Source organism: Aeromonas sp. 602658 (assembly GCF_049173005.1).
In the GTDB taxonomy this organism is placed as follows: domain Bacteria; phylum Pseudomonadota; class Gammaproteobacteria; order Enterobacterales; family Aeromonadaceae; genus Aeromonas; species Aeromonas veronii_A.
In genome coordinates, this window is sequence record NZ_JAAKRF010000002.1 from 21,770 (window position 1) to 46,452 (window position 24,683).

25 protein-coding genes are annotated in these 24,683 nt (G+C 59.8%); 17 read left to right on the plus strand and 8 right to left on the minus strand.

Annotated features, from left to right (window positions below):
- Positions 1 to 23 precede the first annotated feature (23 nt).
- From prfA to kdsA, 5 genes are all read left to right on the plus strand, one after another.
- Complete coding sequence (gene prfA, locus G5253_RS02365) at positions 24 to 1,112, plus strand: peptide chain release factor 1 (protein WP_005353897.1); 1,089 nt, start codon at positions 24 to 26, stop codon at positions 1,110 to 1,112.
- A 61-nt stretch (positions 1,113 to 1,173) separates the two neighbouring features.
- Entirely contained in the window at positions 1,174 to 2,025 is an 852-nt protein-coding gene (gene prmC / locus G5253_RS02370) for a peptide chain release factor N(5)-glutamine methyltransferase (RefSeq protein WP_266134096.1), read from the plus strand.
- Between the two features lie 56 nt (positions 2,026 to 2,081).
- Positions 2,082 to 2,465 (plus strand): SirB2 family protein, encoded by a 384-nt coding sequence (locus G5253_RS02375; protein WP_236302749.1) that lies wholly within the window; start codon positions 2,082 to 2,084, stop codon positions 2,463 to 2,465.
- Positions 2,466 to 2,477: 12 nt separating this feature from the next.
- Positions 2,478 to 3,278: a SirB1 family protein gene (locus tag G5253_RS02380; RefSeq protein WP_005334938.1), complete on the plus strand. Its 801-nt coding sequence runs from the start codon at positions 2,478 to 2,480 to the stop codon at positions 3,276 to 3,278.
- 97 nt (positions 3,279 to 3,375) lie between these two features.
- A complete protein-coding gene (gene kdsA / locus G5253_RS02385; protein ID WP_216951850.1) occupies positions 3,376 to 4,230 on the plus strand; it encodes a 3-deoxy-8-phosphooctulonate synthase in 855 nt (284 codons plus the stop codon).
- A 144-nt stretch (positions 4,231 to 4,374) separates the two neighbouring features.
- Here kdsA and grcA read toward each other — a convergent pair whose 3' ends face one another.
- Positions 4,375 to 4,755 (minus strand): autonomous glycyl radical cofactor GrcA, encoded by a 381-nt coding sequence (gene grcA / locus G5253_RS02390; RefSeq protein WP_266134095.1) that lies wholly within the window; start codon positions 4,753 to 4,755, stop codon positions 4,375 to 4,377.
- 459 nt (positions 4,756 to 5,214) lie between these two features.
- Between grcA and G5253_RS02395 the strand changes: the two genes are divergently transcribed.
- From G5253_RS02395 to G5253_RS02405, 3 genes are all read left to right on the plus strand, one after another.
- Positions 5,215 to 5,862 (plus strand): substrate-binding periplasmic protein, encoded by a 648-nt coding sequence (locus tag G5253_RS02395; RefSeq protein WP_254204216.1) that lies wholly within the window; start codon positions 5,215 to 5,217, stop codon positions 5,860 to 5,862.
- Between the two features lie 69 nt (positions 5,863 to 5,931).
- The gene (gene ung, locus G5253_RS02400) at positions 5,932 to 6,609 is read left to right on the plus strand and encodes a uracil-DNA glycosylase (protein WP_266134094.1); all 678 of its coding nucleotides are present in this window, start codon (positions 5,932 to 5,934) and stop codon (positions 6,607 to 6,609) included.
- A 72-nt stretch (positions 6,610 to 6,681) separates the two neighbouring features.
- On the plus strand, positions 6,682 to 7,233 hold the full coding sequence (locus tag G5253_RS02405) for a hemerythrin domain-containing protein (RefSeq protein ID WP_216951846.1): 552 nt from the start codon (positions 6,682 to 6,684) through the stop codon (positions 7,231 to 7,233).
- 73 nt (positions 7,234 to 7,306) lie between these two features.
- Here G5253_RS02405 and G5253_RS02410 read toward each other — a convergent pair whose 3' ends face one another.
- Positions 7,307 to 8,281, minus strand: coding sequence for an ABC transporter substrate-binding protein (locus G5253_RS02410; protein ID WP_266134093.1), 975 nt, complete (start codon positions 8,279 to 8,281; stop codon positions 7,307 to 7,309).
- Positions 8,282 to 8,726: 445 nt separating this feature from the next.
- On the opposite strand from G5253_RS02410, the gene nrdD reads away from it, so the two are divergent.
- From nrdD to G5253_RS02430, 4 genes are all read left to right on the plus strand, one after another.
- A complete protein-coding gene (gene nrdD / locus G5253_RS02415; protein WP_266134092.1) occupies positions 8,727 to 10,844 on the plus strand; it encodes an anaerobic ribonucleoside-triphosphate reductase in 2,118 nt (705 codons plus the stop codon).
- 129 nt (positions 10,845 to 10,973) lie between these two features.
- Positions 10,974 to 11,483, plus strand: a complete 510-nt coding sequence (gene nrdG / locus G5253_RS02420; RefSeq protein WP_103251521.1) for an anaerobic ribonucleoside-triphosphate reductase-activating protein — start codon at positions 10,974 to 10,976, stop codon at positions 11,481 to 11,483.
- Positions 11,484 to 11,547: 64 nt separating this feature from the next.
- Positions 11,548 to 11,718 carry a YqaE/Pmp3 family membrane protein gene (locus tag G5253_RS02425; protein WP_005338440.1) on the plus strand — a complete coding sequence of 57 codons (171 nt, stop codon included), beginning with the start codon at positions 11,548 to 11,550 and terminating at the stop codon, positions 11,716 to 11,718.
- Positions 11,719 to 11,894: 176 nt separating this feature from the next.
- Complete coding sequence (locus G5253_RS02430) at positions 11,895 to 12,287, plus strand: TonB family protein (protein ID WP_005358848.1); 393 nt, start codon at positions 11,895 to 11,897, stop codon at positions 12,285 to 12,287.
- Between the two features lie 56 nt (positions 12,288 to 12,343).
- On the opposite strand, the gene G5253_RS02435 is transcribed toward G5253_RS02430, so the two are convergent.
- From G5253_RS02435 to G5253_RS02455, 5 genes are all read right to left on the minus strand, one after another.
- Positions 12,344 to 12,700, minus strand: a complete 357-nt coding sequence (locus G5253_RS02435; RefSeq protein ID WP_201972991.1) for an MliC family protein — start codon at positions 12,698 to 12,700, stop codon at positions 12,344 to 12,346.
- A gap of 146 nt (positions 12,701 to 12,846) precedes the next feature.
- Entirely contained in the window at positions 12,847 to 13,611 is a 765-nt protein-coding gene (locus G5253_RS02440) for a substrate-binding periplasmic protein (RefSeq protein ID WP_410170573.1), read from the minus strand.
- A gap of 171 nt (positions 13,612 to 13,782) precedes the next feature.
- A complete protein-coding gene (locus G5253_RS02445; protein ID WP_266134091.1) occupies positions 13,783 to 14,880 on the minus strand; it encodes a DUF2955 domain-containing protein in 1,098 nt (365 codons plus the stop codon).
- Positions 14,870 to 15,925 (minus strand): HlyD family secretion protein, encoded by a 1,056-nt coding sequence (locus G5253_RS02450; protein WP_266134090.1) that lies wholly within the window; start codon positions 15,923 to 15,925, stop codon positions 14,870 to 14,872. The genes G5253_RS02445 and G5253_RS02450 overlap by 11 nt, the downstream gene beginning before the upstream one ends.
- Before the next feature lies 1 nt (position 15,926).
- On the minus strand, positions 15,927 to 16,439 hold the full coding sequence (locus G5253_RS02455; protein WP_005349886.1) for a MarR family transcriptional regulator: 513 nt from the start codon (positions 16,437 to 16,439) through the stop codon (positions 15,927 to 15,929).
- Positions 16,440 to 17,425: 986 nt separating this feature from the next.
- Here G5253_RS02455 and G5253_RS02460 point away from each other — a divergent pair.
- The 4 genes from G5253_RS02460 to G5253_RS02475 are packed head-to-tail and all read left to right on the plus strand — an operon-like array spanning position 17,426 to position 22,601.
- Complete coding sequence (locus G5253_RS02460) at positions 17,426 to 18,742, plus strand: 2-hydroxycarboxylate transporter family protein (RefSeq protein ID WP_088869904.1); 1,317 nt, start codon at positions 17,426 to 17,428, stop codon at positions 18,740 to 18,742.
- Between the two features lie 23 nt (positions 18,743 to 18,765).
- On the plus strand, positions 18,766 to 20,316 hold the full coding sequence (locus tag G5253_RS02465) for an NAD-dependent malic enzyme (RefSeq protein WP_216951840.1): 1,551 nt from the start codon (positions 18,766 to 18,768) through the stop codon (positions 20,314 to 20,316).
- Between the two features lie 17 nt (positions 20,317 to 20,333).
- Positions 20,334 to 21,902 carry an ATP-binding protein gene (locus tag G5253_RS02470; RefSeq protein WP_021229142.1) on the plus strand — a complete coding sequence of 523 codons (1,569 nt, stop codon included), beginning with the start codon at positions 20,334 to 20,336 and terminating at the stop codon, positions 21,900 to 21,902.
- A 3-nt stretch (positions 21,903 to 21,905) separates the two neighbouring features.
- Positions 21,906 to 22,601, plus strand: coding sequence for a response regulator (locus tag G5253_RS02475; protein WP_005338420.1), 696 nt, complete (start codon positions 21,906 to 21,908; stop codon positions 22,599 to 22,601).
- An 81-nt stretch (positions 22,602 to 22,682) separates the two neighbouring features.
- Here the strand turns inward: G5253_RS02475 and G5253_RS02480 are convergent, their stop codons facing one another.
- Positions 22,683 to 23,582 (minus strand): DMT family transporter, encoded by a 900-nt coding sequence (locus G5253_RS02480; protein WP_266134089.1) that lies wholly within the window; start codon positions 23,580 to 23,582, stop codon positions 22,683 to 22,685.
- Between the two features lie 233 nt (positions 23,583 to 23,815).
- Here G5253_RS02480 and G5253_RS02485 point away from each other — a divergent pair, with 233 nt between their 5' ends.
- Entirely contained in the window at positions 23,816 to 24,610 is a 795-nt protein-coding gene (locus tag G5253_RS02485) for a helix-turn-helix transcriptional regulator (RefSeq protein WP_266134088.1), read from the plus strand.
- The last annotated feature ends 73 nt before the right edge of the window (positions 24,611 to 24,683 follow it).

Sequence of the window (24,683 nt, forward strand, 5' to 3'; positions counted from 1 at the left end):
CCTCCATTGAGAATGCAAGAGTTATGAATCCGTCACTGATCAGAAAGCTGGAAGGCCTCATCGAGCGCCACGAAGAAGTACAGGCCATGCTCGGCGAGCCGGATGTGGTCTCGGATCAGGATCGCTACCGCGCCCTGACCCGCGAATATGCCCAGCTGGAAGATATCGTTCACGCCTTCCAGCGTTACCGTCAGGCTCAGGATGATCTGGAGACCACCCAGATGATGCTGGAGGAGGACGATGCTGACCTGCGCGAGATGGCGCAGGAGGAGCTGCCGCTGGCCAAGGCCAATCTGGAGGCGCTGGAGCAGGAGCTGCAACTGATGTTGCTGCCCAAGGATCCCAAGGATGACAATAACTGCTATCTGGAGATCCGCGCCGGTGCCGGTGGCGACGAGGCGGCCATCTTTGCCGGTGACCTGTTCCGCATGTATTCACGGTTTGCCGAGCGTCAGGGCTGGCGCGTCTCCATCGTCAGCTGCAATGACGGTGAGTACGGTGGCTACAAGGAGGTGATCGCCAAGATCGACGGCGAGCGCGTCTATGGCCGCCTCAAGTTTGAATCCGGTGGTCACCGGGTGCAGCGGGTGCCGGAGACCGAATCCCAGGGCCGGGTGCACACCTCCGCCTGTACCGTCGCCGTGCTGCCGGAAGTGCCGGAAGCCGAGCAGATCGAGATCAACCCTTCCGACTTGAAGATCGATACCTTCCGCGCCTCCGGTGCCGGTGGTCAGCACGTCAACAAGACCGACTCGGCCATCCGCATCACCCACCTGCCGACCGGTCTGGTGGTGGAGTGTCAGGACGAGCGCTCCCAGCACAAGAACCGCGCCAAGGCGATGTCGGTGCTCTCCGCCCGCCTGCAAGCGGCCGAGGATGAGCGCCACCGCGCCGCCGAGCAGAGCACCCGCCGCAATCTGGTGGGCTCCGGTGATCGCTCCGAGCGCATTCGCACCTACAACTATCCGCAGGGCCGCCTCTCCGAGCATCGCATCAACCTGACCCTCTATCGCCTCTCCGAAATTTTGGAAGGGGATCTGGACTGCGTCATCACCCCGCTGGTGCAGGAGTATCAGGCCGATCAGCTCGCCTCGCTGGCCGAGAACAACTGATGCAAATGGTGATTCGGCAAGCTCGCATTAAGTGTCGTGCCCATAAGGTGGAGTGGCACTGATGCAGATCCAGCAGGCCCGCGCCCATATCATGACCATGCTGGCTGGGGGAGAATCCCCCCGCGCCGACGCCGATGTACTGCTCTGTCATCTGCTCGATTGCCGTCGCAGCTATCTGATGACCTGGCCCGAGCGTGAGCTGGATGCCGCCCAGCAGGCCACCCTGCAGACGTGGCTGGCTCGTCGTCTCAACGGCGAACCTATCGCCCATCTCGTTGGCGAGCGGGAGTTCTGGTCGCTGCCGCTGAAAGTGAGCCCGGCGACCCTGATCCCGCGCCCCGATACCGAGGTGCTGGTCGAGCAGGCACTGACCAGAATCCCGCAAGGGCCGTGCGCCGTGCTGGATCTGGGCACCGGCACTGGCGCCATCGCGCTGGCGCTCAAGTCCGAGCGGCCCGAAATCGATGTGTGGGCGGTGGATCGGATGGCCGATGCCGCGGCGCTGGCCCGCGAGAACAGCGCCGCGCTGGGGTTACCCATCGAGGTGCGCGACGGCAGCTGGTTCGAGCCCCTTGGCGAGCCGGATCGCGACGAAACGCCACGATTTGCGGTGATTGTCTCCAATCCCCCCTATATTGATGGCGCCGATCCCCATCTCGAGCAGGGTGATGTGCGCTTTGAACCCCGCTCGGCGCTGGTTGCCGATGACGCCGGGCTGGCTGATATCCGCCACATCGTGGCCCATGCCCCCGCTTATCTGCTGGCCGATGGCTGGTTGCTGCTGGAGCATGGCTGGGATCAGGGGGAGGCGGTGCGTCAGTTGCTGCGCGATGGCGGTTACCGCGAGGTAGCCACGGTGCGTGATTACGGGGATAACGACAGGGTGACGCTGGGCCTCTGCCCGCTGCGCTGACAGCCCCTTACTGTTACACGGCGGGTTGCCTGTGCGCCCCCATGCAAGGATTGAATATGGTTTTTGTGCTCAAACACCTGCACCTCACCCTGATTGCCGGGGCCGTGCTGATGTTTATGCTCCGCTTCTACTGGGTACAGACCGCCACTAGCCGAGCCTATAGTGCGCCGGTGATGAAGGTCAGCGGCTGGCTCAACGGTCTGGTGGTGCTCTCCGGCGTATTGCTTTGCATGGTGCTGGATCTCAACCCGCTCAATAACGGAACGCCCTGGCTCAGCGAGAAGCTGATGGCCATTCTGGTGCTGGTATTTCTGGCGGCGATGGCGCTGCGGCTGGCCAAAAGCAATCTGGTGCGCTGGTGCTCCTTTCTGGGGGCGCTCGGCTGGATCTACTTTATTGCCAAGTTGGCAGTGCTCAAACAGACGAGTGTGTTCGGCTAAGGCATGAAGAGAATGTTACACATAGACGAATGGACCGATTTCGAAGCCCACGACATCACCGAGCTGGCGTTGTCAGTCAGTGACGAAATTTATGGCTCGGTCGAGGAGGGGATGCGCGAGTTGAACCTGCTGGACGAGTGGCTGGACGAGCAGATCGAAGAGGGCACCTGCGACGAGGTGCGCCAGCAGTTGCTGCAGGGCTTCTACCACAGCCTCGGTTTTCATGGCGACTGGCAGGATTATTTCTCTGCCAACAACTGCGATCTCAATCAGGTGCTGGTTCAGCGCAAGGGGATCCCGGTCAGCCTCGGCATTCTCATTATCCAGCTGGGGCGCAAGCTCGGGCTCGATGTGGAGGGGATCTGCTTCCCCGGCCACTTCCTGGTGAGCTTTGCCGGTGGCGAGGGGGAGGTCTATGTCGACCCCTTTACCGGCGACGAGCTGAGTCTGGCCCGCATCGAGCTGCTGCTGCGCGGTGCGTTGGGGGACTTGGCGACCCTCACTCCCGACTACCTGCAGCCCTCCGGCCAGTGGGAGATCATCGAACGGCTGCTCAACGTCAGCAAGGGGGCCCTGCTGCGGGAAGATCGCATGCCCGAGGCGCTGCGTTGCAGCGAGCTGTTGCTGCGGATGAAGCCCGGCGATCCGCTGGAGACGCGGGATCGCGGCTTTATCTACGAGCAGCTCGATTGCCCGCGCCAGGCCGCCGACGATTTTGAATATTTTATTGAACAATGCCCGGACGATCCGGTCGCCGATGTGCTGAAAGTACAGCTGGCCGCGCTGGATCTGAGCCCCAAGCCCCTCCATTAAGGGCGGCTTGAAACTGAAACAGAAGAATATCAAGGCCGCTGCGTCCGGTCGCAACGGAGTAACTAGGCTTCAGGCCCTTTTATTAAGGATGTCTTAGATGGAACAGAAGAATATCAAGATCAACCAGATCGACGTTGCCAACGACAAACCGTTCGTGCTGTTTGGTGGCATGAACGTGTTGGAATCCCGCGACATGGCGATGGCGGTGTGCGAGAAGTACGTGGAAGTGACAAGCAAGCTGGGCATCCCGTTTGTCTTCAAGGCGAGCTGGGACAAGGCCAACCGCTCCTCCATCCACTCCTACCGCGGTCCGGGTCTGGAAGAGGGTATGAAGATTTTCCAGGAGCTGAAAGCGACCTTCGGCATGCCGGTCATCTCCGATCTGCACGAACCCCATCAGGCCAAGCCGGTCGCCGAGGTGGTGGACGTTATCCAGCTGCCTGCTTTCTTGGCGCGCCAGACTGACCTGGTGGAAGCCATGGCCCGCACCGGCAACGTTATCAACATAAAGAAGCCGCAGTTCCTCAGCCCAAGCCAGATGAAGAACATCACCGACAAGTTTGAAGAGTGCGGCAACGATCAGCTGATCCTCTGCGAGCGCGGTGCCAACTTCGGTTACGACAACCTGGTAGTGGACATGCTGGGTCTGGGAGTCATGAAAAAGAGCACTGGTGGCTATCCGGTTATCTTCGACGTAACCCACTCCCTGCAGTGCCGTGATCCGCTGGGGGCGGCCTCCGGTGGTCGTCGCGAGCAAGTGACCGAGCTGGCGCGCGCCGGTATGGCGGTCGGTCTGGCCGGTCTCTTTATCGAATCACACCCGGATCCGAAAATTGCCCGCTGTGATGGCCCGAGCGCCCTGCCGCTCGACAAGCTGGAAGGCTTCCTCAAACAGATGAAGGCCATCGATGACCTGATCAAGGGTTTTGAGCCCCTGGATACCTCTGCTTGATGGGATAAGAACTTATCACAAGGCCTCGCAATGCGAGGCCTTGTTTTTTGCGCTTGCCTAGTGAAAGCACGTATAAAAAAACGGCCGATAGGCCGTTTTTTGTGCTGATATAGCAAGTATCAGCGGTTCACTGCAGGACGCTGATTACAGGCTCTGGGTGAAAGTACGGGTAACCACGTCACGCTGCTGTTCCGGGGTCAGGGCGTTGAAACGCACTGCGTAGCCAGATACGCGGATGGTCAACTGCGGGTACTTCTCCGGATTCTCGATAGCATCTTCCAGGGTTTCGCGACGCAGCACGTTGACGTTCAGGTGCTGACCACCTTCAACAGCCGGTTCGGCCTGAACAGGCAGTTCGCGGTATTTGAACTGACCCAGGTCAGCCAGTTGCACTTCTTGATCAGCAGCGAAAGCATCGCCTTTGACGCAGATGCAGCGAGCCTGTTGCTTCTCTTCGTCCAGCAGCCAGAAAGAGTTCAGCAGGGCGGTGTTGGCGGCCTGGGTGATTTGAATGCCTTTGATCATGGTATGACTCCTCAATGGGAACGCGAATCCAACTGTAAGGAAATTACCCTGATGTATTTAAGCTACCGTTAATTGCGGTGGCTTAAAGGGCCCTTGCCTTACACCTTTGCTTTGATGGGGTCATATATACCATGTTGGTAATATTACTAAAATTGATCTAGATCAATAAAAATCAATAAAGCGCCATTTAAATGGGATTAAATTCTTGAGTTGAATCAAAAATAGGTCATTTTTCTGATTTTGTAAGATATCAAAATTATGCATCTTTTATCTTTTTAATCTAGTAATTTAACTACATCTTTTTCGGCTTTTCTGTGGTGGATTGAGGAGTTGGCTACACTCAGCAGAAAGCAAGGAGAGTGTCGGGTGAATATCAGGTGGCGAATGTGGGGATGGTTGGCCCTGTTCTGTTGCTGGGCAATCACAGCTGTGGTCCGGGCCGAAACAGTACGCATAGCGGTGGGCGAATGGCCGCCTTATATCAGTGAGTCGCTGCCCAATCAGGGGTTTCTCTGTCAGGTGGTACGTGAGGCCTTTGCCGAGCAGGGGGTCGATGTCAGCTTTCATTTCTACCCCTGGTCTGAGGCATACAGCCTGACTCTTGAAGGGCGTTATATGATTACCATGCCCTGGTTTCGCTCTCGCGAGCGCGAGCAGCACTTCTATCTCTCTGCATCGCTGGGCAAATTTACGACCCGTCTGCTTGCACTTAATGGTTCGCCATTGGTCAGTTTGGGTGAGCTGAAAAACGAGCCTGTCGGGGTTACCCGTGGCTATTTTTATGGTGAAGGGTTTGCAGCAAGGCAATCCGAGCTGTCTCTTGAGTGGTCCGACTCCGATGAGGAGAGCATGGAGAAACTGCTCACCGGACGCATTCGTTATCTGGTCATGGATGAACAGGTGGCACAGGTTCTGTTTCAGCAGGTTCTCTCTCGTCATCCCCAAGCGGCAGCATTGAGTGGTGCCCCCGATCCCATCTGGTCCCAGCCGGGCTATCTGCTGATGCGCAAGGCCGATCCCGATGCCCGCCGCTTGATGTTGCTGTTTAACGCCGGTCTGCACAAACTGGAGCGCTCCGGCCGGCTCGCCAGGCTCTGGAAAGTGTGAGTCACGGTTGCGTCTTGCGGGCTGCCCCCCTATCCTGACTCCTTCGCCGTATCAAGTGAGGAGGCCGGGGTGCTGACCTGGAGTGATGTGATTGGCTCTGAAAAAGAGCAGGACTATTTCAAGTGTACGCTGGCGACCGTCAGGGCAGAGCGGGAAGCGGGCAAGGTGATCTACCCCCCCGCGGCCGATGTGTTCAATGCTTTCAAACTTACCGAACTGGATCAGGTCAAGGTGGTGATCCTGGGGCAGGATCCCTACCATGGCCCGAATCAGGCACATGGTCTCTGCTTCTCCGTCCTGCCCGGGGTGCGTACTCCCCCCTCACTGGTCAACATCTATAAGGAGATGCAGCGGGATCTGCCTGGTTTCGTCACACCCAATCACGGTTTTCTGGAGTCCTGGGCCAGACAGGGGGTTCTGCTGCTCAACACAGTGCTGACAGTGCAGGCCGGTCAGGCACACTCTCATGCCCATCTGGGGTGGGAAACCTTCACCGATCGGGTCATTGAGCAGATCAATGCCAGTTGTCAGGGGGTGGTATTTCTGTTGTGGGGCTCCCATGCCCAGAAGAAAGGGCGTTTTATCGACCGGCAACGCCACCACGTGTTGACGGCACCCCATCCCAGCCCCCTTTCTGCCCACCGTGGTTTTATCGGTTGCGGCCACTTTTCCGAGACCAACCGCCTGCTGGAATTGCAGGGTAAAAGCCCGATCGAATGGCAATCTGTCTGCCAACCACTTGATTGAGTGCAAAGTTCGGGCGACAAATGACCGTATACTCAGGAAAGTAACATTTTATTTCAGCGCCAAGGAGTGCCCATGTTATCGAGTCTGCACAAGGATCACCTCAATATCGCCCGACTGCTGGATCTGCTGAAGCAGAAGCTGGCCGCCATTCGTGCCGAGCAACCCATCAGCTATTTTCTGGTGCGCGATGTCATCGATTATCTGCGGGAGGTCTCTGACAAGTATCACCACCCCAAGGAAGATCTTGTCTATGACTACTACCTGAAATACCGGGTGGTGGAGGGGGATGTCGCGAACCGCTTGCATGAAGAGCATCTCAAGTTGCTGGAGGCAGGGACCGAGCTCAAGGAGATGGTGGAGATGATCCTGATGGATGCGGTGATCCCGCTCGATCAGTTCACCGCCAAGCTGGAGCGCTTCGTGGAGCTGCAAGAGGCACACATGAACTACGAAGAGGGGGTGATCTTCCCCCATCTGCGTGACTCCCTGACCGAGGATGACTGGCGTCATCTGGAGCAAAACTGGCAGAACCGAGCTATCGGTGATCCTCTGTTTGGTGCCGAGATCAGCCAGCACTTCCAGGCGCTTGCCAAGCGCCTCTCCCTGCCTTTTGCTGCCAGCTGACGCACGCGGCTTTCGGTCATCAGTCATCTGACTGTGCAGGTGTTACCCGGCCAATGTGCCGGGTTACTTATTGTTACTCACGCCACATGATCTTGTTGTGCCATTTGTCGGGCACAGTGAGCTGCCAGCGGGCCAGCTCGCTCTTGCTGAAGACATATTCGCCGCGCAGGGCCGCTCGCGGGGAGATAGTACGGGGCAGGGTGCCCGCCAGTATGGTGTTGATAAGGGACGCTGCCTGCAACCCCTGATCGTGGCCGTCCAGTACCAGCCCGCCGATGGCCATCCCCTTGCCGACGGTAAACTCCCAGAAACAGAAGAGCGGCACCGGCGTGTTGGCGCTGGTCCACTCCAGCACAGTCTGTTCGCTCACATGCTTGCCATTATCATCGACCAGCGTGTGGTAGAGGCCGAGGAAGATTGCCTGATAGCCATTCTTCTTGGCGTTGAGCACCGCCTCCTGCCAGAGGCTGTAGTCGCCCATCAGCTGGCTGTTGACCCGGGTCTGGCCGACTCGCAATTCGGTCTGGGTCTTGAATTCATCCTCGATAGCGGTGAGGGCCACATTGCTGGAATCAAACAGTACCAGCGCCTTGTCGAGCCCCCCCATCATCTGGCTTATTTCGCTGATGTTGCGCTTGAGCAGGGGGCGTTCCAGCACCCCGGTGATCTTGGGGTGGCCGACAAAGCCCTTGAGGCGGGGGTTTTCGTTCATGCCGAGAAAGACCACCGGGGTACCCAGCGAGGCGATCTCGTTGGCCAGATAGTTGATGGCATTGTCATCCCCCAGCACCACCAGATCCGGTTTGCTCTTGAGATAAAAAGCGATAGCCCGTTGAGCGATGTCGTCGAACGCCTCCCGTGGATGGCGTTTGGTGTCCATATAGAAGTGAGAGATCTTGTGCTCCCCCTGCAACCCTTTGCGCAAACCTTCGTTGTAGCTCTGGTCCCAAAGGTATTCGGGATGGTAGCTGCTGATCACCAGAATGTTTGCGGCCCAGAGCGGCAGGGAGAGGGTGGAGAGCAGTAGCAACAGCAGGGAGGTGCGCATGGGAAGGCCCCTGTCGAGTGATAGTGTATGCATGCTCAGTATGGGCAGTGTTTGCCGTTACTGTCATCTCGAAACCGGTATGGCAGGGCGCGATTTTTTTTCGGTTGAGCGGATCGGACGCCAGCCCGCACTCTGCTTGGGATCGGGTTTTATTGAGTCTTTTTTTGGTTGGTCGTGAACTGTCCCGCTCGCTGAAAAACCTGTTCTGGATCAAGAAATGAGGCTGCGCTTTGGTGCCTAATAGACACCACATATAGGGACGCATTCGTTTTTAATCCCTATATGTTGTGTTATTAAGCTGTGTATAAGCTGTTCCCCTCCTATCTTCAGCCCAGGCTTGTCAAGCCTCGGCTGAATTTATTTGCGTCCAGGACGAGATGCCGGGAGGGGGGCCCAACAAGGGTGAGCCAGAGGCAAATGCCTGGCCTTTTAACGGGGAAAATCCATGAAACCGGTTGTGATCAAACGTGACGGATGTCGCGCACCATTCAATGCCCAGCTGATTCGCGATGCGGTCAGCCGAGCGGCGGAAGCGGTCAATCAGGCCAATCCGGCACTCGCCTCCCGCATTGCCAATGCAGTGAGTCAGGAGCTGGAAGGGCGTGGTGAAGTTGATATCCACGAGATCCAGAACCGGGTCGAAAACCACCTGATGGCTTCCGACGACAAGGCCATCGCCCGTGCCTATATCGAATATCGCCACGACAGGGATCAGGCTCGCGAGGCGCGCGGCCGTCTGGCGCAGGAGATCCGTGGTCTGGTCGAGCAGACCAACGCCGCCCTGCTCAACGAAAACGCCAACAAAGACTCCAAGGTGATCCCGACCCAGCGCGACCTGCTGGCCGGTATTGTCGCCAAGCACTATGCCACCAGCCACATGCTGCCCCGTGATGTGGTTCAGGCCCACGAGAGCGGTGATCTGCACTTCCACGATCTCGACTACTCACCTTTCTTCCCGATGTTCAACTGCATGTTGATCGATCTGAAAGGGATGCTGACCCACGGCTTCAAGATGGGCAATGCGGAGATCGATACCCCGAAATCCATCAGCACCGCCACGGCCGTGACCGCCCAGATCATCGCTCAGGTGGCGAGCCACATCTATGGCGGCACCACCATCAACCGCATCGACGAAGTGCTGGCCCCCTATGTGACCATCAGCTGGCAGAAACACCGTGAAGTGGCCGAAGAGTGGGGCATTGCCGACGTGGAAGCCTACGCCATGGCCCGCACCGAGAAAGAGTGCTACGACGCCTTCCAGTCGCTGGAGTACGAAGTCAACACTCTGCACACAGCCAACGGTCAGACGCCGTTTGTCACCTTCGGCTTTGGTCTGGGGGACAGCTGGGAGTCGCGGATGATCCAGCGTGCCATCCTCAGCAACCGCATCGCCGGCCTTGGCAAGAACAAGAAGACCGCCGTGTTCCCGAAACTGGTGTTCGCCATCAAGGATGGCCTCAACCACAAGCAGGGCGATCCCAACTACGACATCAAGCAGCTGGCGCTGGAGTGCGCTTCCAAGCGGATGTACCCGGATATCCTCAACTACGACCAAGTGGTGAAGGTGACCGGCTCCTTCAAGACCCCCATGGGCTGCCGCTCTTTCCTCGGCGCCTACGAGGAGAATGGTGAGCTGATCCACGAAGGCCGCAACAACCTCGGCGTGGTGAGCCTCAACCTGCCGCGCATTGCGCTGAAATCCCGCGATGAAGCTGACTTCTGGGATCGTCTGGATGCCTCCCTGCGGGTCGCCAAGAAGGCGCTGATGTACCGCATCACCCGTCTGGACGGGGTGAAAGCACGGGTTGCACCGATCCTCTATATAGAAGGGGCTTGCGGTGTGCGGCTGAAGGCGGACGACAACGTCAGCGAGATCTTCAAGAACGGTCGAGCCTCCATTTCCCTCGGTTATATCGGCGTTCACGAGACCATCAACGCCCTGTTTGGTGACAAGGTGCACCTGTTTGACAGCGCCGAGCTGCAACAGAAGGCCATCGCCATCATCGCCCGTCTCAGGGCAGCCATTGACGAGTGGAAAGAGGAGACTGGCTACGGCTTCAGCCTCTACTCCACCCCGAGCGAGAACCTTTGCACCCGTTTCTGCCGCATCGACGCCAAAGAGTTTGGCGTGGTATCCGGTGTGACCGACAAGGGTTACTACACCAACAGCTTCCACCTCGATGTGGAAAAGCAGGTCAACCCGTACGACAAGCTGGACTTCGAGGCGCCCTATCCGCCCATCGCCAGCGGCGGCTTCATCTGCTACGGCGAGTACCCCAATATCCAGCACAATCTGGAAGCGCTCGAAAACGTCTGGGATTACAGCTATGACAAGGTGCCCTACTACGGTACCAACACTCCCATCGACGAGTGCTACGACTGCGGCTTCACCGGCGAGTTCGAGTGCACCTCCAAGGGCTTCACCTGCCCGCGCTGCGGCAACCACGATCCCGCCAAGGTGTCGGTGACCCGCCGTGTCTGCGGCTACCTCGGCAGCCCGGATGCGCGCCCCTTCAATGCGGGCAAGCAGGAAGAGGTGAAGCGCCGCGTCAAACATATGTAAGCCGAGCCCTCACCCTAGCCCTCTCCCAAGGGGAGAGGGAACCGGCCGATGTACTGTTTGCGCTGCTTTGCTCCCTTCTCCCCTCGCGGGAGAAGGGTCGGGGATGAGGGGCCGTAATAGAGAGAGATGATGCACTACCACCAATACTACCCGGTCGATGTGATCAACGGCCCCGGCACCCGTGCCACCCTGTTTGTCTCCGGTTGTGAGCATCAGTGCCCGGGTTGCTACAACCAGAGCACCTGGCGGCTCGATGGCGGCAAGCCGTTCGATGAGGCGATGAGCGATCGCATCATTAGCGACCTCAACGACAGCCGCATCAAACGGCGAGGTCTGTCGCTCTCCGGCGGCGATCCGCTCCACCCGGCCAACGTGCCCCACGTGCTGGCGCTGGTGAAACGGGTGCGCGCCGAGTGTCCGGGCAAGGATATCTGGTGCTGGACCGGTTATCTGCTCGGCGAACTGTCAGAGGCCCAGCGCGAGCTGGTGGCCTTGCTGGATGTGCTGGTGGATGGCAAGTTTGAAAAGGAGTTGGCAGACCCCGGCCTGCTCTGGCGTGGCAGCAGCAATCAGCAGATCCACGACCTCAACGCCTGGCGTGATGCGGGTGAGCGAATTCCCTGTCTGGTTTGCAGTTGAAGCCCGGGATGTTTATGGTTAGCCCATTCCAATCCTGACGACATTCATGAAGAGGAGAGCCGAGATGAACAATCTGCTCAAGATCCTGCTGGCCATTTTCCTGCCCCCGGTGTGCGCGTTTATCCAAGTGGGCTTTAGCCTGCACTTTTTAATCAACATAGTGCTGACCCTGATGGGCGGTCTGCCGGGCATGGTCCATGCGCTCTGGCTGGTGGTGAGCGACAAGCGCGGCTGATGCCAGCGTATGGTTAGTGAGCTTATTGACGATAAAAGGGCCAACCTCTCGGGGTTGGCCCTTTTGTTAATGTTCATACGAATACTTTTTCGTTAGGATGGGTGACTGACCAAGCGGGCCGCGTTGAGCGTCCCGCAGTCCGGCAACAAGCACCGGCAAAGAACAAGGAGCGTTACATGAAGTGGAAAGTCGCAGTATGGTCAGGTCTGGCAGTGACACTGTTGCTGGGGTGCTCATCCCGTCAGGAGGTAGCGCACGAGCGCGCTCCGATCGCTATCCCTCTCGAGCAGTTGTCCAGCTACTGGGTTCAGGAGAAGCAGTGGTCATGGCTTGGCAATGACGAGCCAGCCCTGCCGGCCAAACCGGTCAAGGGGTATGTGGAAGTTCGCTATCAAATCGACGCCAGCGGCACGCCGGTCAAGCCGGAAGTGGTGGCGGCCGAGCCCCCCGGCGAGCTGGAACAGAGCGCGCTGGCGACCCTCTCGCGGATCCGCTACAGCCCGGCAGAGGGCAACCCGGATGCCATTCCGGTCGAGGTGACCAACCGCTTCGAGATCGAGATCAACTGATCCCCCACCACTCTGATGGCAGAGAAAGAGAGACCCCGGCCAGGCCGGGGTCACGTTTATTGCTGTTTGCAGTCGTTGTAGGCGGTCTGCCACTCGCCATCCTGATCCCGAAGCTCGACAAAGCCCTCATCCCCCTTGTTCCACCAGACGGCCTCATGTTCGTCCGTATAGCGGGCGCCGGAGGCCGAAATGGCCTGGGGCAGGGTGTAATCCTTGCCGTTCGGCAGTGATAGCTTGATAAAATTGAGGCTCTCGTCTGAGAGGGAGAAGTAGCGCACCTGCACCTTCTTGCCCTGCTCGCACTGGTAACTGACCGGTTCGCCACCAGTGACTGAGAGGGTATTGCCCTGATTGCAGCCAGCGAGCAGGCCGAGGGCCAGCGCACCAGCGGCCATCATATGTGCTTTATTCATGATTACAGCTCCATTGGTGTCATACGGGCGTGAGCCTAACAGGTTGCCGTTATTGTGCAATCAGCGGGGCCATTCGGTGCGTCGCTGGCTGTCCGGCATACCGCGCGAGTATGAGGGGGATGCCGCTATCAGCAAGGTAGTGTCAATCAGTGCAGGCCAAGTCTGGTTTCAAACTGGCGGATCAGCGTCTCATAGGTGCCGTTGTTCTTGATCTTCTGCAATCCCTGCTCGAACTGCTTGGCCAGCGCTTCCCCTTGCGGTGTGTTGCGGGAGAAAGCGAGCCAGAAGCCATCGGTGGAGATCTTGCCAACCTTGACCACCTTGCCGGTCAGCTGCTTCTGCTGGATCTTGAGGTAGCCCGGCATACCGTTCATCAGGATGTAGTCGACCCGGCCACGTACCAGCATCTCGAGGATCTGGGCATCGGATTTGGCCTGAAAGCGGGTGATCCTGGGGTTCTCCATAAAATCGGTGGGGTAGGTGTAACCCAGGGTGATGCCCACCCGCTTGCCCTCCAGCGAGGTAAGCTTGAGATCCCGTTGCGGGTCGCTGGCAAGAGCGAAGATGGCAAGATCCTCCTCGAACATGGGGGTATCGTGCCAATGGTACTGGTAGCGGTTCTCTTCGGTGATGGTAGCGTTGAAGCACCCCGCAAGTTTGCCGCTTTTTGCATCGTGCATGCAGCGGGCGAAGGGGAGGGTGCGAAAGACAATCTCGATCCCTTCGGCGGCGAACACCGCCTTGACCAACTCAGGCGCCAGTCCGCGGGGCTGGCCATCCTCATTGTCCTTGTCGCGCTCGCAGTAGGGGGCCCAGTCATCTTCGGCACCAATGACAAGCGGGGTGGCCCCGAGCGGGCTGGTAGCCAACAGCATCAGACAAACCAGCCATTTTTTTAACAACGCGACCATAGGTACACCTCATCGACAGCAGCCTTACAAGCATAGCCGTACTTCTGCGCTGAGCTGTGGTGGTGGGGGGATGACAAGGGAGGAACACGAGGGAGAGAAAAAACGCCCCGGCAGGCGACGGGGCGAAAGAGAGCTCATCCATGGGCTGACAACAGTGCTTACAACAGGAAATCAATAACCGAAGCGGGTCGCCTCGAAGCGGTTGAGCAACCGGTGGACGAGGTAGCAGGCCAGCAGGGTGACCACGATGGCAAACAGGATACTGCTCACCCGGTAGAGGGCGCTGAACACCAGATCGTTGCCCGGAGTGAGGTACTGGCCAAACAGGATGCCGAGGGTAGTGAGGGCGCCGAAGCCGACCCCCGAGCCGCCTGCCTCCTTGACGTGGGCATGGCTGAACAGCATGGCGCCGAGCCACAGTAACGGGGCGACAAGCAGCAGTTGCCCTGACCAGTCATAGAGCAGCAGCTGGCCGAGCAAGCCGAAGGTGACACCCAGCAAGGTACCCATCGCCCGTTTGCGGGCATAACTGAGGGCGCCGTTCCAGTGCATGGGGAACAGCACCAGCAGGGTTGTGGCCTGGGCAGACATGGAGTCGCGCAGGTCAAACACCTGAAATACCAGAAACGACAGGGTGGCCACCGTGGCACCCAGCAGGGCTTCATGGCGCATCCGGTGCGGCGCCTTGGGGGCCGAGGCGGGCTTGGGTCTGGCCTCCACATCCGGGATCAGCATGGTCATCAGGTAAGCGATCAGCACCGACAGCACGCTCGCCCAGATATTGTTGAGGATCAGGTCGTTGAGGTCGATCTGCGGATAGCTGGCAAAGTGCAGCATGATGCTGAGGCTCAGCACCCCGTTGGCCCCGAACAGAAACAGGCTGCCCCGCGACATGGCGGCGAAGCGGTAGAGAAACAGTATGAAGGCGATGGGGGTCATCAGCGCCGGATGGCTGCCAAACAGCCCCCCCAGCAGCCCGACCTCCACCCCACAGACCACCGCCGCCGCGATCAGCTGGCGTGCGGCATGGCCATTCATCACTGGTGCCATTCCCAGCAGCAGCACCGGCGTGACCGTATAGAAGACCCCGTAATTCCAGCCAAACAGCTTGCAGAGCAGAAAGCCCGTGGTGCAGCCAAAGGCGATGCGCAGGCACTGGCGCAGCTCGTTGCCGGTGAGGGGCCGATACCAGAGGTGAGTGGCAGCACCACCGACGAGGTGGGCTGGGGCGGTATTGGCCGACGGGTGAGTGGCGTGGTTAGTAGACATAATGGAGCAGGCTGAGCAGGTGGATTTGGCCTCGTGCCAGCATGGCGGTCAGGGCATTGTCCGGCAGCAGTTGCACCGTGGCCCGCGCCCCGGCTGGCAGATGATCGGGGAGCTGCTCCAGCTCGAGGTGCAGCCGCATCCGCTGGGCATCCCGTACCCAGCGATCCGACTCCACCGGTGCGGCCAGTCGTCCGTTGGCATCAAATTGACCGGCACTCACTCCGGCATCCAGACTGCTCACCCGGGCAGGATAGAGCTGACCCGGCTCGCCATCGAAGGCCACCAGTGCGCGGGTTTGCTCGCCAACATGGCGCAGGCTCTTCTCCCGAAAATCGGCAATGACGTCCACCTGTTCCGACACCAGCGCCAGCAGTGGGCTGCCCGCGCTGGCGATACTGCCCGGCTTGAGCTGCAGGTTGGTGATGGTGCCATCCTGATCCGCGTGGACCCGGCTGTAAGAGAGGGCCAGCTGCGCTTGCGCCAGCTTGTTGCTGGCCTGGCGCAGCAACAGATTGTCCTCACCGGTCACGCCACGACTGGCCTTGATCTGGGCCAGTTTGGCCTGACTGGCGCGCAGGTTGGCCTGGGCGCTGCGCAGGGCGCTGTCAGCCTCATCTTTTTGTTGCAGCGAAACCATGTGACGTTGGTACAGCGCATCGATCCGCTCAGCCTCGCGCCACTTCTGGCTGGCCAGGGTCTCCTTGGCGTTGATCTCGGCAACGGCGGCAGTCAGGGCGGCATCCAGTTCACTGTTCTGCTGCTCTGCCTGCGCCAGCGCAAGGCGGGCTTGCTCCACCGCCAGTTCAAAAGGGGCCGGATCCAGCCTGAACAGCAGATCTCCCTTCTTGACCTGCTGGTTGTTGTGAACGGCGACCTCGATCACCTTGCCGCTCACCTGGGGGGCCAGCTTGGTGACCACCCGGGTCGCCATCGCCTGAGGGGTGAGGGGCATCAGCAGGTCGGCTATCAGAAAATAGGCAAACAGGGTGGCAAAGCCAGCCATGGACCATTTGATCCAGCGGGTAAATTGTTGATCCGGGGTCATCTTATTCTCTCTCTGTGTCGGTCTCGGGAGGGCTTGTATCGCCTCCGGCTTGTCGGTCGTGGTGTTGTTCAATTTTGCTGAGGGCGTTGGCCGAGATCCGCTGCACCGTGGCTTCAAACAGTTGCAGGGTCTGCTCGTCAATGCCCCCCAGCAGCTCGCGGCGGATATTCATGATGCGGTCGGCGATCTGATCGAGCAGGGTCTGGCCAGCCGGGGTCACGCAGACGATGCGGGCCCGCTTGTCCTGACTGCAACAGTGGCGCTCAATCAGTCCCTGCTCTTCCAGCTGGCCCAGGGTGCGCATCAGGGAGGGGAGCTCTATCTCGAGGGCTTCGGCCAGGGTCTTCTGGCTGACATGGTTCCCCATGCGGGAGAGTTTCCACAGCGCGGTCCAGCGGGGATGGGTGAGGCCAAGGGGGGCCAGCTCCAGATCGGCGGCAGTACGCCATAGCCGGTGCATCCGCGCTATCTGCTCGGCGAGCGACAGCTCGCGCAACCTTTCCAGATCCGTCATCTTCTCATCCTCAATGTACTTAGCCTGCTAAGTATCATACTTGTTTAGCATGCTAAGTAAATAGTGTGATGCGTATCATGTTTCTGGTCGGATCTTTCGTTGGTGCGAGTTGGCAGCATTCGAGCCCCTGATATTATTCTCGGGGCTGATCCACTCGAGGCTCTCTTGCCGATTCGGATATTGCGCCGTGAATGGAGGATATCCGGCGATTATTTTCATGAAATTTTCAGCTTCAGTGAGCAGCTCTTTTTTTATCCGCTAATATTGATGGGGTTATAAAACAAGGGGGAAACTGGTTGTGGATGGATATGACAGTGGATGTGTGTATCTGGCAATTGAAACGCTGTTGAGTGATGGAGAATATGGTGCAGAGTCACACCATGGCGTGAATCGGGAAGGCGCAATCAGAAGTACCGATATCAGTCATGATTTTGACCCCGCCAATATTCCATTGCTGTTGGCAGAATAGACCTGACCGTGTGTGATCCTTGTGAGTTCAAGCCAGTGCTCTGGTATTCGCTGGCTTGACTCATCACTATTTCAATCTCCCCTTTTTGCATCTTTCTTCTCACCATTTTTCATCGTGAGAGCTTCCTGCACGCTGACTCAAACCCTGATGTGGCAAGCCGTGGCACTCGCGTTATGGCGATGACATTGCCCGCTGATTATCACTCACAGGATCTGTGGCGATAAATGGTCGCAGAGCTTGTCATCTGGCTCTGTTATTTCCCCGAAGGGGGGAGATCATCACATCGTTATTACTGCTGATCACCCAAATATCCGCCATTATGGTCGCTCGTTTTATCACCCTATTTCCTGACTTGGTCGGGTATCGGATGTCTGGTGTTCTATTGTGCTGCGCACGTTGGCGGCACCATGATGTTTAAGTTTTTAATGTTTTTATATGGCTTTGCAGTCTGGTTAACCGACAGGGGAGAGGGGGATCAATAAAGTAGCGGCCACAATCACACGCAGAGTACATAACAATGAAAAACCTCTCACCCCTACAAACCACACAAGAAAAGGCCGCCTTTATGGGCGGCCAACAAATTGCCGGTATGCCGCTCTTTATATTTCTGGGGCTGGCGACCTGCGTTCTCTTTTCCGGCTGGAACGGCTCGCTGCCGCTCGGCATGGTCGGTGCGCTGGCACTGATGTTCGTGCTGGGCACCCTGCTGACCGAGCTGGGTGAGCGGATCATGCCGATCCGCGAATACCTGGGGGGTGGCACCATCCTCGCCATCTTTGGCGGCGCCGCCCTGTTCGAATACCAGCTGCTGCCGGTGCAGGCGGGGCAGGTCATCACCAACTTCATGAAGGAGGGAGGCTTTCTCAACTTCTTTATCGCCAGTCTGGTGACTGGCTCCGTGTTTGGCATGAGCGGCGCTTTGCTGAAAAATGCCGCCATGCGCTATCTGCCGGTCATTCTTGGCGGCGTAGCGCTGGCACTGCTGAGCGTGGGGCTGGTCGGCTCCCTGATGGGGTATGGCTTCAAGAATGCGGTGTTGCTGATCGGCCTGCCCATCATGGGCGGCGGCATGGGCGCCGGTGCGGTGCCGTTGGTGGAGATCCTCTCCGGCCCGATGCAGATGTCCAGTGCGGATCTCTTGTCGCGCATGGTACCGGCGGTGGTGATCGCCAATACCCTGGCCATTCTGGTGGGCTCCCTGCTGGCGCGGCTCGGTCGCCGTTACCCCTCCCTGACTGGCAACGGCAAGCTGATGGTTAAAGAGAGTAGCCAGAGCATTGCCGATGAGCAGGCCGAAGCGCCGACCCTGCAGAGTCTGGGTATGGGGCTTTTTATCAGCTCCAGCATGTTTGTGCTGGGTTCCCTGCTTGGCAACTTTATCCCCATGCACCCCTTCGCCCTGATGATTTTGGCGGTCGCCTTTATCAAGGTGAGCGGCCTGCTGCCGCGCCGTTATGAGCAGGCGGCGGCCGACTGGTATCAGTTTGTGGTGAGCAACCTCACCCCCTCCCTGCTGGTGGGGATCGGTGTCGCCTACACCAGTATTCCGGAACTGATCAGCGCCTTCTCCATCAGCTACTTCGTGCTGGTCATGGTCACTGTGATCGGTGGCGCCCTCGGCGCGGCACTGGTGGGCCGGATGATCGGCTTCTATCCCATCGAGGCGGCCATCACAGGCGGGCTCTGCATGGCCAACATGGGGGGCACCGGCGACGTAGCCGTGCTCTCGGCGGCCCAGCGGATGAAGCTGATGCCCTTTGCCCAGATCTCCTCCCGTCTCGGCGGCGCCGTGATGCTGATCTTGGCCACCGCCCTAATCTCCCTGCTCGCCTGATACCGGATTGAGGAACAAACAAGATGAACGACATCATGATGGGCACCAGCCTGCCCTATGCCGAGCGCAAGCGTCAGGGGGTGCGGGGTCGCATGCCCCACAAGGAGGAGTCCCTCTCCCAGCAGCGGCGCCGGATCTACCGATTGGTCAGCGCCATGCAGAGTCCGTTTGACCAGCATCTGCTGCTGCGTCAGCTGCAGGAGGACAATCCTGTTCTCTTCTACGATCTGGTGCGCCACCACCTGCCGGAGCTGCTGCCGATCATCTACACCCCGGTGGTGGGGGAGGCGTGCCAGCGCCACAGCGATCTCTATCTGCGCAGCCACGGCCTCTACCTCTCCTGGCATGACAGGGACGATCTTGACGACATCCTTGAGTCGGTGGAGCAGGAGGTGGATGTGATCGTCATCTCCGACGGCGAGCGGGTGCTGGGGCTTGGCGATCTCGGTATCGGCGGCATGGGGATCTGTATCGGCAAGCTGGCGCTCTACTCCGCTGCTGGCGGCATCAATCCGGCGCGCACCCTACCGCTCTGTGTCGATGTAGGCACCAACAACCCCGAGCTGCTGGAGGATGACTCCTACCTCGGCTGGCAATCCCCGCGCATCGACGGCGAGAGCTACTACCACTTCATGGACAAGGTGGTGGCCGCCATTCGCAAGCGCTGGCCCCAGGTGGTGCTGCAGTTTGAAGACTTTGCCGGCAAGCACGCCGCCAATCTGCTGGCCCGCTATCGGGACGAGCTCTGCATGTTCAACGACGACATTCAGGGCACGGCGGCGGTCGCCTCTGCCTGCGTGCTGGCCGGTTTGCAACAGTCGGGTATCGCCCTCAGTGATGCCCCTGTGCTGATCGTCGGTGCCGGTTCTGCCGGTTGTGGCATTGCCGCTATGCTGGCCCAGCTGGCGGGTGGCAATGAGGGGGTCTGGCTGTTTGATCAGGACGGGGTGGTCTGCAGCGATCGCTCCACGCTGACTCGTGCCCAGCAGCCGTTTGCTCGCGCCGTGAACGAGGGCAACAGTTCGCTGCTGGAGACCATCCGCCAGGTGCGACCGGCGGTCTTGATTGGCGTCAGTGGTCAGGGGGGCCTCTTTACCCGCGAGGTGTTGCAGGCGATGGGGGAGGTGTGCGATCAGCCGGTGATCCTGCCGCTCTCCAACCCGACCCGCAGCGCCGAGGCTACCCCTGAGCAGGTGTGGGCCGCCACAGATGGCCGCGCCCTGCTGGCGACCGGTAGCCCCTTTGCGCCGGTGACGGTGGCGGGGGAGCGGCGGGTAGTCTCCCAGTGCAACAACGTCTATGTCTTCCCGGGGATTGGTCTCGGGGCCTGCGCCGTCAAGGCGCGCCGCATCAGCGATGGCATGTTGCTGGCCGCGGTGCGGGCAGTTGGCGCCTATCCACTGGTGGCGGGTCGGCTGTTGCCCCCCATCGAGCAGGTGGGAGAGGTGGCCCGCGCCGTCGCCAGAGCGGTGGCACTCTGTGCCCGCGAGGAGGGGTTGGCCGATTTTGTCGGCGATCCGGCACCTTTGATTGACCAGACCTGGTGGCATCCGCACTATTGGGCAGCGTCCTGACGTTTTAAGGTATGTGCATGAAACTTCGCCACCAGTTGGTCACCCTCTCTCTTGGGCTCTCCCTGCTGCTGATCCTCATTCTGGGCAGCCTGCTGGCCCTCTTTATCCGTCATCTGCTGGAGAGCAATCTGCAGGATAAAGGGAGCGATCTGGCACGGGTGATGGCGGCGGACACCCGGGTGGTCGAGGCTCTGCGTCAGGGCAGTGATCCTACCCTGCGCGACTACGTGGAGGCGGTCTGCAACCGCACCGACGCCACCTATATGGTGGTGACCGATGAGCATGGTCGCCGCCTCAGCCACCCCAACCCCGAGCTGGTGGGGCAGAAGTTTCGCGGCGAGGATATCTGGCCCGCGCTGCAGGAGCGGCGCAGCTACTGCTCCAAGGATCGGGGCACCATGGGACCGGCGATCCGCTGCTTTTCCCCGGTGGTGGGCGGGGATGGGCGCGTCATGGGGGCCGTGGTGGTGGGCTACCTGATGCAGCAGGTGGAGGGAATCTATATGGAGCGGGTGGCCCTGCTCATCAGCGCCATCGTTGCAGTGCTGGGGTGTGGTCTGCTGCTGGCACTCTGGGTGCAATATCTGCTGCGCAAGACCCTGCTCGATCTGGAGCCGGAGGCGATCGTGCGCCGTTTCACCCTGCAGGATCTGGTGCTGGAGCACATCACCGAAGGGGTGATTGCCCTCGATGGCCGCGGCAACATCAACATGATCAACAGCACCGCCAGCTATCAGCTGCGGCTGCCGGTTACCGGGCGCCATGCCCTGCAGGGGCAGTCGCTGGCGGAGCTGGTGCCGCCCCTTGCCCCCTGTCTGGAGCAGGAGGGTGGGGAAGTGAGCTTCACCATTCAGGGGGAGTCCTTTGTCGGTCGCTGGCAGGCGGTGCAGGGCAAGGCGCCGGGGCGGCTGCTGATCTTCAGCCGTCCGGAGGTGGCCGCCAGTCTGGGGGTGCAGGTGACCCACTTGCGCCAGTATGCCGAGATGCTGCGGATGCAGAGCCACGAGTTCGCCAACAAGCTGAGCAGCCTCTCCGGCCTGTTGCAGCTGGGCCATGTGGATCAGGCGGTGGAGCTGATCCAGCAGGAGAACGAAGCGTGCCAGACCATGCTGCAGGAGCTGCTGCGGCTGATCGACAACAAGCCGGTGGCGGGGCTTATTCTCGGCAAGTTCAGCCGGGCCCGCGAGCTCGGGGTGACCCTGGAGCTAGATCCCGATTCGGCGCTGGCGGAGTATCCGGCCTCGGTCTCGGCCGATCTCATCACCCTCATTGGCAACCTGCTGGACAACGGCCTGCAGGCGGCCTGGCGCAACCGCCAGCAGCGACCGCCGCGGGTGCTGCTGTCCCTGTGCGATGTGGGGCGGCGACTGGTGATCGAGGTGGAGGATAGCGGCGAGGGGGTCGACGAGGAGCTGGCCGATCACCTGTTCGATTACGGGGTGAGTCGCCAGAGCGGCGATCACGGGGTGGGTCTGTTCCTGGTCAAGGAGACCGTGGGGCGGCACGAGGGTGTGATAGAATGGCGGCGAACCGCCGAGCAGACCACCCTGTTTGGTATCTACTTGAATAAAAACCAATTAATGTGAGCCATGGACCCAATAATCACGCTTGTTATTGAAGATGACGATCGGATCGGTGCCATCTTGTCAGAACTGGTGGCGGCGACCCCCGGTTTCTCCCTGCTGGGGCGGGCCGGCACCCTGGCCCAGGCCGATGCCATGATGGCCGGTGTGGTGCCCCAACTGCTGCTGGTGGATGTCTCCCTGCCCGATGGCTCCGGCCTTGAGTGGGTGAGCCGCCTGCGCAGCCACAACCGCGAAGCCTATGTCATCATGGTGACTGCCTCGCGAGATGTGGAGACCATCCAGCAGGCCCTCAATCTGGGGGTTCATGACTACGTCATCAAACCATTGCGGCTGTTTCGCATTCAGCAGAGCCTGGATGAGATCCTGCAACTGCACAGCCGCCTCTGCGAGCGGGGTCGGCTTGAGCAGGAAGATCTCGACAAGCTGCTGGGCAAGGGAGGGCGCTCCCAGATCAAGGAGATGCGTGTCACTCCCAAGGGGATCGACAGCATCACCCTGCGTCAGGTGTTGGATCTGCTGGCGGGTGAGCCGGAGAACGTCTTCTCCACCGACACGGTGGCGCTGCGACTCTCCCTCAGCCGCACCACGGCGCGCCGCTATCTGGAGTATCTGGAGTCGGAAGACCGGGTCGATGTGGATCTCAACTATGGTCAGCGGGGGCGGCCGGAGCGGCGCTACCGCTGGCGCCGGGCGGGGTGAAGTAGGTTCACCGTCGTTAGAGCACGATAGAAATGAACAAGGGAGCCAGCGGCTCCCTTGTTGTTTTTTGCATGTTGCCCGTCAGGCCGCATTGCGTTCCGGCAGTGGGACACGCTTTTTCAGCTGGGAGATCATCACGCCTCCCAGAATAAGCCCGCCACCCAGCAGGTGGTAGCCATGGATCGGTTCCCCCAGGCCGACGACGGCGATCAGCGCCGTACAGAGCGGCATCAGGTTCATAAAGACCGAGGTGCGCTCTGCCCCCATGCAAGCGAGGCCGCGCATCCAGCAGTAAGCCGCCAGCAGGGAGGAGGCGAGCCCGGCGAAGAGCACCAGTCCCCACCCTTCTGCCGGCACCGCCATCGAGTCGGCACTGAGAGCGAGCGGCACCAGCAGCAGTACCGCCAGCAGGATCTGCATGTAGAGGTTTAGCCAGGGGCCAAACGGCAGGTGCCAGCGGCGGATCAAGAGGCCGTAAAGGGCGTAGCTGGCGGACCCCAGCAGTATCATGCCATCCCCCGGGTTGATGCCGTTATGGAGCAGGGCAAGCGGTTCGCCCTTGCCAAGCAGCCAGAGCACCCCGAACAGGGAGATACTCATGCCGAGCAGTGCCTGTTTGCCGGGACGCTGGCCGAAGAAGAGCGACCCTTGCAGCAGGGTGAGCAGTGGAATGAGGGAGCCGATCACCCCCATATTGGTGGCCGAAGTGCTGTGAGCAGCGTAGTAAGCGAGGCACTGGTAGAGCACCATACCGAGGGCCGCCAGCACCAGCAGCTTGCCGAGCCAGGGGCGAACCTCGCTACGGCGGCGCCACAGCTGCGGCAGGCAGAAGGGGGTCAGTGCCAGAGCGGCGATCACCCAGCGATAGAAGGAGATAGCCGCGGGGTCGAGCACACTGGCGGCCGCCTTGGACACCACGGTATTGGTAGCCCAGATCAGTACCGCCATCAGCGGAAAGAGAAGAGGGGAAAAGATTCGCATCAGAGGCTCCTTATTAACAGGGGGCCAAGTCTACCCTTGTCTTAATAATATCAAGTAGCGTAAAACAGACAGATGACCCAGCGGAAAAGACAACTCTTTCTGATGCACCTTATTCCGGCCCACACGGGCTGCGTTTGCTCGCAACTGATGGCTGCTTTTGGCCTGTGCCGGAGACCGAGCCAACAGGGCGTTGCATCACGCCTGCTCCTCTCTCTCACTGACAAGGGGCGCTGATGGCCACTCACCACTTTCAGCCGGTAGATGCCGTTCTGCCCGCTCCCAATCCGCTCTATTTCAGTTACCAGCAGATGCTGGCCGACAGCGCGACCGTGCTGCACTCCCACCCCTGGGGCCAGCTCAACATGATCAGCCTGGGGATCATGGAGATAGAGCTGGGGGATCAGCGACTGGTGGCCCCTGCCGACTATCTTATCTGGGTGCCGGCGGATCTCGAGCACACCTCCTACAACGAGCAGACCCTCGACTACACCTCCATCTACGTCAGTCACGAGCTGGCGGCCAAGCTGCCGCCAGAGCCCAGATTGCTGCTGCTCACCCCGCTGATCCGCGCCCTGCTGAGCGATTTTTGCGAACGGCGGGTGAGCCATATGGCGGATGAGTGGGATCAGCGTCAGGCCGAGTTACTGGTGGAGCGACTGGCGCGCACCCGCTGTCAGGAGAGCTACCTGCCGATGAGTCAGGACAAGCTGCTGGCTCCCATGCTGGCGGCGTTACACAGCGATCCTGCCGATCCCCGAACTCTGGCCCAGTGGGCCGGACAACTGCATACCACAGAGCGCACCCTGGCGCGGCGCTGCCTGCGGGAGCTGGGGATGAGCTTCGGTCAGTGGCGGGCGCGGTTGCGGCTGCTCAAGGCGCTGGCCTGGCTCAAGGGGGACATGCCCATTCAGGAGATCAGCTGGCGGCTCGGTTACGGCTCCACCTCGGCCTTTATCGCCATGTTCAACCGGGAGCTGGGATGTTCACCCCAGCGTTATCGCCAGCAATCGGCAGAACGGGGGCTCTAATGGGAAAAAACGGGAGCGATGCAGTGTGAATGCCATGATAAGTAGCCTGTTTCTTGTCGTTACAGGGATTATC